Genomic DNA, 9,094 nt, shown 5'->3' on the forward strand with positions numbered 1-9,094 from the left:
GCTAACCCGAATCCCGACGCCCCTACGTCTGACCTTGTGAACGCATCATTCACACACGAGGTTCAGCCCATGTCCCATCCTCTTCTCTTCCTGCGCCCCGCTGCCCAGGGTTTTGCCGTGACCTTGCTGGTGGTGCTCGCCGGGTGTGGGCTGTCATCCCGTGACGAGGCCAAGGCGCCCGAAGCGGTTGCTATCCCCGAACTGCAAAGCGCGCCGGTCCAGGCTCAGGCCGCCATGCTCAAAAGAATAGCGATGCCGGCACCGATGGCCATGCATGACGGCGTGGCGATGGAGTACCGCGCCGAGCCGCGTGAGCAGTATCAAAACCTGCCGGACAACCCGGTGCACAGCGTGGCCCAAACCCCGGTCTCGACCTTCAGCGTCGATGTCGACACGGGCAGTTACGCCAATGTCAGGCGTTTCCTCAACGAAGGCCAACTGCCGCCCGAAGGCGCCGTGCGACTTGAGGAAATGGTCAATTACTTCCCCTACGACTATGCGCTGCCCACCGATGGCTCGCCTTTTGGCGTGACCACCGAAGTCGCCGCCACCCCCTGGAACCCCAGCACGCGTCTGCTGCGCATCGGCATCAAGGCGTCCGAGCGTGCCGTGGCCGAACTGGCGCCGGCCAACCTGGTGTTCCTGGTGGATGTTTCCGGCTCCATGGACCGTCGCGAAGGCCTGCCGCTGGTGAAAAGCACCCTCAAGCTGCTGGTGGACCAACTGCGCGATCAGGACCGTGTGTCCCTGGTGGTGTATGCCGGCGAGTCGCGGGTGGTGCTCAAGCCCACGTCCGGGCGTGACAAGGCAAAAATCCGCAACGCCATCGAGCAACTGACCGCCGGCGGCTCCACAGCGGGTGCATCGGGCATCGAGCTGGCCTATCAGATGGCCCGCGAAGGGTTTATCGATAAGGGTATCAACCGCATCCTGTTGGCCACTGACGGCGACTTCAACGTCGGCATCAGCGACTTCGACAGCCTCAAGCAGATGGCCGTGGACCAGCGCAAAAGCGGCGTGTCCCTGACCACCCTGGGGTTTGGCGTGGGCAACTACAACGAACACCTGATGGAACAACTGGCCGACGCGGGCGATGGCAACTACGCCTATATCGACAACCTGCGTGAAGCCCGCAAGGTGCTGGTGGAGCAACTCAGCTCGACCCTGGCCGTGGTGGCGCGGGATGTGAAGTTGCAGGTGGAATTCAACCCGGCCCAAGTCAGCGAATATCGCCTGCTGGGCTATGAAAACCGGGCCTTGAAGCGTGAGGATTTCAGTAACGACAAGGTGGACGCCGGCGAGATCGGTGCCGGGCATACCGTGACGGCGCTGTATGAAATCGTACCCAAGGGTGCCAAAGGCTGGCTGGAACCGCTGCGCTATGCCCAGGCTACGCCTGTCGAGGGCAACGCCGCAGAACTGGCCATGCTGCGCGTACGCTACAAGCCGGCGGCGGGTGGCAGCAGCCGCCTGATCGAGCACCCGATCAATAGCACTCAACACGCCGCCAGCGACGACCTGCGCTTTGCCGCCGCCGTGGCCGCCTTCGCCCAACAGCTCAAGGGTGATGGCCGCTACACTGGCAACATGAGCCTGAAGGACACCGCCACCCTGGCCCGTTCGGCGCGCGGCGATGATCCCTACGGCCTGCGTAATGAATTCGTACAGTTGCTGGAACTGGCCCAGAGCCTCAAACACTGATCTTGCCCACGATATAGCTCTAATGTGGGAGCTGGCTTGCCTGCGATAGCGGTGGGTCAGTGCCGCCCATAGTGCCTGACCCGCCGCCATCGCGGGCAAGCCCGGCTCCCACAGGTAATCTGCAGTGATCCATCGAAAGGAGTTCGCCACCCAACATGGCCGTATCAGATGACCCACCCAGCGACGAATCGCTGCTGGCCCGCTACCGCAGCGGTGACGCCGCTGCGTTCGAGAGCCTTTATGCCCGGCACCGCCAGGGCCTCTACCGGTTTCTGGTAGGCCTTTGCAACAAGGCCGAACTGGCCGAGGAAATCTACCAGGACACTTGGCTCAGCCTGATCCGCAGCACCACCCAGCCACAAGGCCGGGCGAGTTTTCGTACCTGGTTGTTCCAGATTGCCCGCAACCGCCTGATCGACCATTGGCGCAAGCACGGTATCCACAACCCCCTGCACGACAGCTACGACGAACAGCAGCACGCCCAACCCGACGACAGCGCGGGCCCGGAGCAGCAACTGAGCCTGAGTCGCGACCAGGGCCGTCTCGATGCCGCGTTGCAGGACTTGCCCGAGGACCAGCGCGAAGTGTTCATGCTGCGCCTGCACGGCGACCTGGAACTGCCGCAAATCGCCGCCCTGACCGGCAGCCCACTGGAAACGGTAAAAAGCCGCTTGCGTTACGCCCAGCAGAAACTGCGTCGACTGCTGGCCGAGGAGGTACCCGTATGACTGACTCCCGACACCCCCAGGACCCGACTGACGAAGGGCTGATCCAGCACTTTCGCCAACACAGCGCCAGCGAGCCGCCCGCGTCCCTCGACGCCTTCATCCTCGCCGCCGCCCGCCGCGAAGCCCCCACGCCACCGCCGAGCCTGTGGCAACGCTGGCTGCAAGCCTGCCAACGGCCACGCTGGCAGATGGCCTTTGCTACCGTAGCCGGGGTCGCGCTATTGATTGGCGTGGTGACGCGCTCGCCAGTGCCCGACCTCAACCTGCCCGAAGCCAGCCAATACGCCGCCGCGCCACCGCCGCAGGCACTCTCTGCGCCCGCCGCCCCAGCGCCCATGGCGCGTATGGCAATGGCGCCCCAGGCCGACAGCACGCCGGTTCAGGCCGAGATGGCAAGCGCCATGGCCGATGAGCCCGTGGCAAAAATGAGCAAACAGATGGCCGCCAAGCCCCAGTCCCTGGAGCAAGGGCTTGAGGAAATCGTGCGTCTGCGCCAGGCGGGTCAGAGCAGGGCGGCGGATGAAAAGCTGCTGGCCTTGCACAAGCGCTTTCCCGAGGAAAACCTGCCGGCGCGGTTGGAGGCGTTGCAAAAGCGTTGAACCGCGCCCACAAAAAAGCCCCAGGTCTTGCGACCTGGGGCTTTTTTTGTATCTGGTGCCCCGGCGTCGTTTGAACTGGAGGCTTTTAGTGCCGTTTTATAAGGGTCTAGCTGGTAGTGTTTCGGTTAGGCATACACGTGGGCATACACGGTGCAGCGTACTGCTTCCTCTCACACTCGTTTAGGGCGCTCGATTTAGCCACCATGACGAACGACTGCGGGCGCACCTTGGTAATTCCCCGCACTACGTATCCAACGCTGTTCGTCACAAAAGAAATGGGCTGTGAAGATCGCTTCACCGGGGCTCGCAGGATTAAGTGTGCGAGCCTCAACGACCCTCGACCCACTTCCCGTAAGCGCTCGTCCCCATCTTCTCAAAATCTGGAAAAACGCCTGTCTCGACAGCTTGGAAAAAGGCGAGGCAATGACTCCAATCAGAGTTGCTGGGCTCATCCACTACCCAGCAGTCATAACCCAATGACTTCCAGTCAAGGGAAGGGGCCGAGTTGGATGCCCGCAGGAGTTCCTCAGCAATGCGTTCTGTCCACGCTATTGCCTCCCCCAACGTAGGGGCCGTGACGTAAACGCCGGTGGATGACTCGCAGTCTTCAATGATGCCTTTTTGAAACAACTCCCAGCGTTCGGGCTCGTGGTAAGTGAAGCCTATTAGGAATTTATTCATGTTGAATCCTTGTGGTTCCATCGCCACTAGCATCGCTACCGTGCTTTCGCGGACCTTAGTAATTGGGTGAACCTGGAAATCGCAAGATGTATGTCATCTTGGGTATCTCCGTCCCACTCCTCAACCGTTTCCAACTCGGCTCGTAACCTGGCAATACGCTGTTCGATCTCTGCAATTTCAGGGGCTCCGCATTGCTTAGAGATTGCTTGCCAATCCTCAGCAGAGATTTTTTCCTGAACAGACAAGCCCGACTTGGCATTTTCTATCAGCTTCTGAAGGTTACTCATCTGTGGTCTCGGGCAGGTTGTGAAAAAAGTCGCTGGGGACCCTGAGGATATCTTGAGGACACGGGGCATGAAACCCGCGGGATCGAGTTAGTGGGAGGCATTGGAAGTTACTGAAATTTCAATCGTTGAAATTGAAAGGATCTTGAAGAAAAAGGGCCATCGTTACAGCTTCGGTAAAGGTGGCTGTATCTGTTGCTGATAGTGAACACCTGCATAGCGTCAACCACGGTAATGGGTGTCAACCACGTCAACCTGTCAACCAACTTAAAAAATCCAGCCGCTAACACGAACGCGCGGGTTTCCTGCCCCGTACCTTCAAGAGTGCTACAGGGTCCCCACTATCAACCAAAGCTAAGAGCATGACCCACATCGCTTGCGCTGGAGGAACAATACTAATGGGGCTAGGGGGATACCCTAATAAAACCGTGTTACGAGTGTTACACATGTTACACGCGTCTCCAAGTATTTGATTTTAAAGGATTGTTTTGGCGTTACACAGCTGTGGCTTGTTTGCCGATATGCGTGTTACATGGCAAATGGGTGTTACATCAATGAACGCCTTGGGAGGAGCTGTTTGTGATGATTACGGTGTGTGTCATCGAACTAGGGGCTTTCGCTTAGAAGGCCCGCTACCGGCCAAAAGCGGACGCTCACACACTCCGCTCACGTCCGAATGCCAATGTACTGGATCACCTGATCGTGCTCGACATCTATAACGTGGCGGGTATAAACACCGAGGCCGACAATGAGGTGAGATCCAGCGAGAAATCTAGGCATGCGAGGTCTCCAGAAGATGTGCTTTAGGGGAAGCAGCAGAGAGTTCGTCCCATTCAGCGATGGCGGTGCGCTATCATCGGTAAAATTTCTACAAACACGTACCTCAGTGACACTGGGTATTAAGTGAAGACTATTTTGGCGGTTCCCCCGAACAGCCTTCCAGCGGCATAGGAGACAGGGATGTTCCGTCGTATAGCTCAGGCGCTTACTTCGAAGTGCGAGTGCGTCAGCTCGCGAGTGAATCATGCGATGGGACAGTACAAACGCTACAGAAAAGCTGTTGAAAAAGCCGCAGCCGCCGCGCGGGAATACCTTGCTGTGCCCGGTGGTAAAAATGTCTTCGAGCCGCTAACGCCTGTACTTTTGGAGATGGATCGATCACAGCGTTACGAGAATGAGCTGCTGAGCGCGCTTAGCAATGATCAGATTCGCAATATCGCGATTACTGGTGAGTACGGCGCCGGCAAAAGTAGCGTCATACGTACGTTTGTCGAACGTCACCCTGAGCTTACCTATGCATTTGTATCGCTGGCCGCGTTCGGCAAAGATCTAAACAAAGGTGGGGCAGGAAAGTCGGCCTCAACTGATGCTCCTGTCGCTCCCGCTGATTCCAACTCAAACACCGCCGACCTCAAAGGCGCTGAGAAAAAAACCGAGTCGGATATTTTGACGCGTATCGAGGAAACTATCGTTCAGCAACTGCTGTACGCGGTACCGTCAAATGAGCTGCCGAAGAGCAGATTGAAGCGAATCATCCAGGCATCTACGTCGAGTATATGGGTGCGTACCATTTTCTACGTGCTGATAATCGTAAGCGTACTGAGGCTTTACGTCCCAACAGTCGAGAAACTGCCAAAAATTGACCCAGCGTGGTTGGTCGAATGGCTTCTATGGATCCCTGGGTGGATGGCCGTTGTGGTGTTCGGGGGCGGTGGCATCTACATGTTGTTCTCGGCTCTGAAGCTGTTGTCCCTGTTCAGCATTGACGGCTTTACGATCAAGGGCGGAAAACTGGAAACGACACACCACGGCTCAGTGTTGCACAAGAATGTTGACGAAATCGTCTACTGCTTTGAACGCAGTAAAATCGATATCGTGGTCATCGAGGATCTCGACAGATTCGGAATTCACGACGTTTTCACGCGTCTGCGGGAAATCAATTTCATCATCAAGCAGTCCCCGCAGATCAAAAGACCGGTTTACTTCATCTATGCGCTTCGTGATGAGCTGTTCGCCGTCGGTGAGAAAACGAAATTTTTTGACCTGATCATCCCGATAATCCCCGTGGTCAACTCAGAGAACTCTCGCGAGCAAATGTTCAAGATGCTTCGTGAGCGACAGTTCAATGGGGTCGCGTTGGACGTTGGGCTTAATGAGACGTTGGTCGAAACCGTTTGTTATTTCATCGATGACATGCGGTTGATCAAGAATATCGTCAACGAATTCGACATGTTCTCCAGCATTCTCAGCGGCGGCTCCGGTCTAAAGCTTGATCCGAACAAGCTGTTTTCAATCATCGCGATTCGCAATCTGCATCCTGATGAATACGCACACTTGGTCAAACGACGTGGCGCCATTTACGAGACCATCCAAGGATTCAGTGAGTGGCGATTCCAGCAGTCCAAACAGGCTGAAGATGCCTACCAGGCGTTGCGGGAAAAGCGTGAAAAGCGGGTACAGGAAATCGCTGGAAGTGTGGCTGAGCTGCGGGCGTACATATGGCTAGAACTTGTTAAAAAATCCGGCATTGCGGCTACCCATGTTTTGATGCCAAGTGGCAGTAAATTTTCGCTGACCGACTTTGTTAAGGATGATGTTTTTGAGTCGATTTTTTCTCAGAGCACTAATTCAACAATGGCCATCATCGATAGGTACGGGGATGCAGTCCAGAGGGCAGCACCTTTTGACTCTAAGCAACTACTGACATCGACGTCATACCCAAAAAGGTTTGATCTGCTCCAACGAACCCTTGTTGATATCGATGATGAAATGGCCGAACACCGAATTGAGGCAAGCCGAATTAATCACCAAACCTTCCGGGCAGCAGCCAAAAAAAACTACGGCGATGTCATCTCTCAAAAGCTGAACGGCTTGGACATTGTTGTGTACCTGATGCGCCACGGACACTTCGATACCGATTACACGGATTACTTCGGCTACTTCTACGCAGGATCCCTCACATCCGAAGACAAAAACCTGATCCTGGAATTGAGACGTGGTGTTTCCGTTGATGTCGCGACTGTAATCAATGCCCCGAAAAAGGCCGTGGAAAAGCTGGATATAGATGATCTGAGCGATGGCAGGGGCATCATTGTCGCCCTGATTGAGTACCTTTCTGGCTGTCCATACAACGATCCTGGCATGAGCCATGAGCGCAGTAAGCTCGCGACTATTCTCAAGAGTGGGCTGGAAGGGCACCTGGGCAGAATGGCGCAAGCGACCGAATTTTTGATATCAACCGCGACATCACCGAAGTTCATTCAATCTGTTTTTGCTCTGGAGCCTGAATTGTTCCGCGCGTTATTGAACGCTGAGCGATTCGAATCAACTTTACTGAGGCAAACCCTGATCAGTGCACTCATGGATGGATTAGAGGTAGAACAGCTCCGAAGGCTTGATTCGGCGCCGGACATGAAAATCTGTGATGCCATTGCGAGTCTCCAAGACGTCTCGCGCTTGATGCCTGGACTTGAAGCGGGAGGTAAAGGCTGGCCTTGGCTTAGAGAGCTGCCGGTGCGTTTCTCAGCGTTAAATGATGGCATCGTCCTGGACGACCTCAAGAAGCTGATCGAATGGGGTTGTGTTGAGGTAAATCTCAACCTGCTCACGCTGATTTGCCAAAAAGGCGAATCAGCTCATGCAAGTAAAGCCGATCTCAGTGAAAACATCATTTCCTATCGTCGACTGCAGGCCCTTCAGATTGAGGGGCTGAATGAACTCCTCCTTGAGTCTGCGGAGGAGTTTGCAATCACACTTTTAGCCCAAATTGGCACGCTGGATGAGTCGGCGGACTCCCTCATAGAACTGTTATGGGCCATCGTGGAAGAGACGGACGAGTCCGATGCCGTGATTCAACTGTTTGATCGAACGACATGCACATTCGACCGGCTTGAAGACACGACCCCATCGTTGTGGGCGCAAATACTCCAGTCTGATCGGGTGAAAGTGAAGGTCGGCGCGGTGTGGACATTCTTCAAAGACATACTCGTACCCGCTTTGGAGCATAATGGTTGCGAAGCCTTGGATATGGAGGCTTTCGCAAGCTTTATCCAGCGTCATGGTAAGGAGCTAAAAGGGGAACTCTGGGGCCTCCATACCTCCCTGCATCAAGAGCTGCAGAGGTACTTAATCGCCCCAACAGGGTTATCTAACGAAACGCTTGAAGTGCTGTTCGCAGATATCGTCTTGAGCGATATATTGATCCTTAAAGGACTGGAATCGAGGGAGCGTTGGGAGATGCTCGCAACCGCCGCCTTTCTGGCATACAGCCCTGAGATCCGTGAGTGCATCAGGACTCTCAGTGCAGATCTGGAAGTTCCTTATCTAGCGGCACATTGGGTTGAGGCACGCGACCATATTGATCTAACTCAACTGCCGCTCAGCATGGCAGTGCCACTCAGTAAAAGCGGTGCGCTTGATCTAAATGAAAAGATCCAAATGTGGACGGCGTTACCGATTGAAGTCATCGACACCGACAATGAGGCCGTCAAAGAGGTCGCTGAAACCTGCCGCCTCGCTAATCGACACTCGGTAAGCTTTCCTTCAGCGTTTATCCCTGCACTCAAGAAGTCTGCAAGTGCGGAGGGGCTTACCTCGGCTCAGCGCTCTGAAGTTCTGATCCAATGCTTGCCATCGTGCAGTTGGGCAGAGGCATCCCTGATTCTTGGTATGTTGACTGATGGCGGTTTCACAAAGCTTTCACCGAATGTCAAAAAAATCCAGGTGCCTAATACCGTTCTCAACGTGAGGCTGGTCAACGCTCTTAAAACGAAAGGCTTCGTTCAGACCGTAGTGGAAGAAGACGCTATCATCAGCGCTACCGCCAAGCCTAAAGGCATGATCTAACCTGCCGACTCACTGAATCGGCGCTGATTTTTTAGACTCCCTAGAGAGGCTGCTACTGGCCGATTTCTGCCGCTAATGACGGGGAGCAATTGGCCGATTGTGTTGAAAAAGTCGGTTTTCCCAAAACACTCGTATGCGTCCGGCCAAGTCATCTACCCAGCCCCGCAAAGCCAAGACATGGTGTGCACTTAAATTTAAGTGGGCACCAGTTCTAGCCTTTTAAGCGGGTATTTCATGCAGCCACAACGCCGTTCTT

6 protein-coding genes are annotated in these 9,094 nt (G+C 55.2%); 4 read left to right on the plus strand and 2 right to left on the minus strand.

Annotated features, from left to right (window positions below):
* Positions 1-69: 69 nt before the first annotated feature.
* The 3 genes from AC19YY_RS27215 to AC19YY_RS27225 all read left to right on the plus strand — a co-directional run bounded on the left by AC19YY_RS27215 (position 70) and on the right by AC19YY_RS27225 (position 3,028).
* Positions 70-1,701 carry a YfbK domain-containing protein gene (locus tag AC19YY_RS27215; protein ID WP_500605135.1) on the plus strand — a complete coding sequence of 544 codons (1,632 nt, stop codon included), beginning with the start codon at positions 70-72 and terminating at the stop codon, positions 1,699-1,701.
* 155 nt (positions 1,702-1,856) lie between these two features.
* Entirely contained in the window at positions 1,857-2,429 is a 573-nt protein-coding gene (locus AC19YY_RS27220) for an RNA polymerase sigma factor (protein ID WP_172312418.1), read from the plus strand.
* Positions 2,426-3,028: a hypothetical protein gene (locus tag AC19YY_RS27225; protein WP_172312419.1), complete on the plus strand. Its 603-nt coding sequence runs from the start codon at positions 2,426-2,428 to the stop codon at positions 3,026-3,028. The genes AC19YY_RS27220 and AC19YY_RS27225 overlap by 4 nt, the downstream gene beginning before the upstream one ends.
* A gap of 327 nt (positions 3,029-3,355) precedes the next feature.
* Here AC19YY_RS27225 and AC19YY_RS27230 read toward each other — a convergent pair whose 3' ends face one another.
* Positions 3,356-3,709 carry a hypothetical protein gene (locus tag AC19YY_RS27230; RefSeq protein WP_500605136.1) on the minus strand — a complete coding sequence of 118 codons (354 nt, stop codon included), beginning with the start codon at positions 3,707-3,709 and terminating at the stop codon, positions 3,356-3,358.
* A 35-nt stretch (positions 3,710-3,744) separates the two neighbouring features.
* Positions 3,745-3,996, minus strand: a complete 252-nt coding sequence (locus AC19YY_RS27235) for a hypothetical protein (protein ID WP_253392512.1) — start codon at positions 3,994-3,996, stop codon at positions 3,745-3,747.
* Between the two features lie 957 nt (positions 3,997-4,953).
* On the opposite strand from AC19YY_RS27235, the gene AC19YY_RS27240 reads away from it, so the two are divergent.
* Positions 4,954-8,838, plus strand: coding sequence for a YobI family P-loop NTPase (locus AC19YY_RS27240; protein WP_500605137.1), 3,885 nt, complete (start codon positions 4,954-4,956; stop codon positions 8,836-8,838).
* Positions 8,839-9,094 lie beyond the last annotated feature (256 nt).

The organism is Pseudomonas sp. MF09156 (assembly GCF_059862305.1).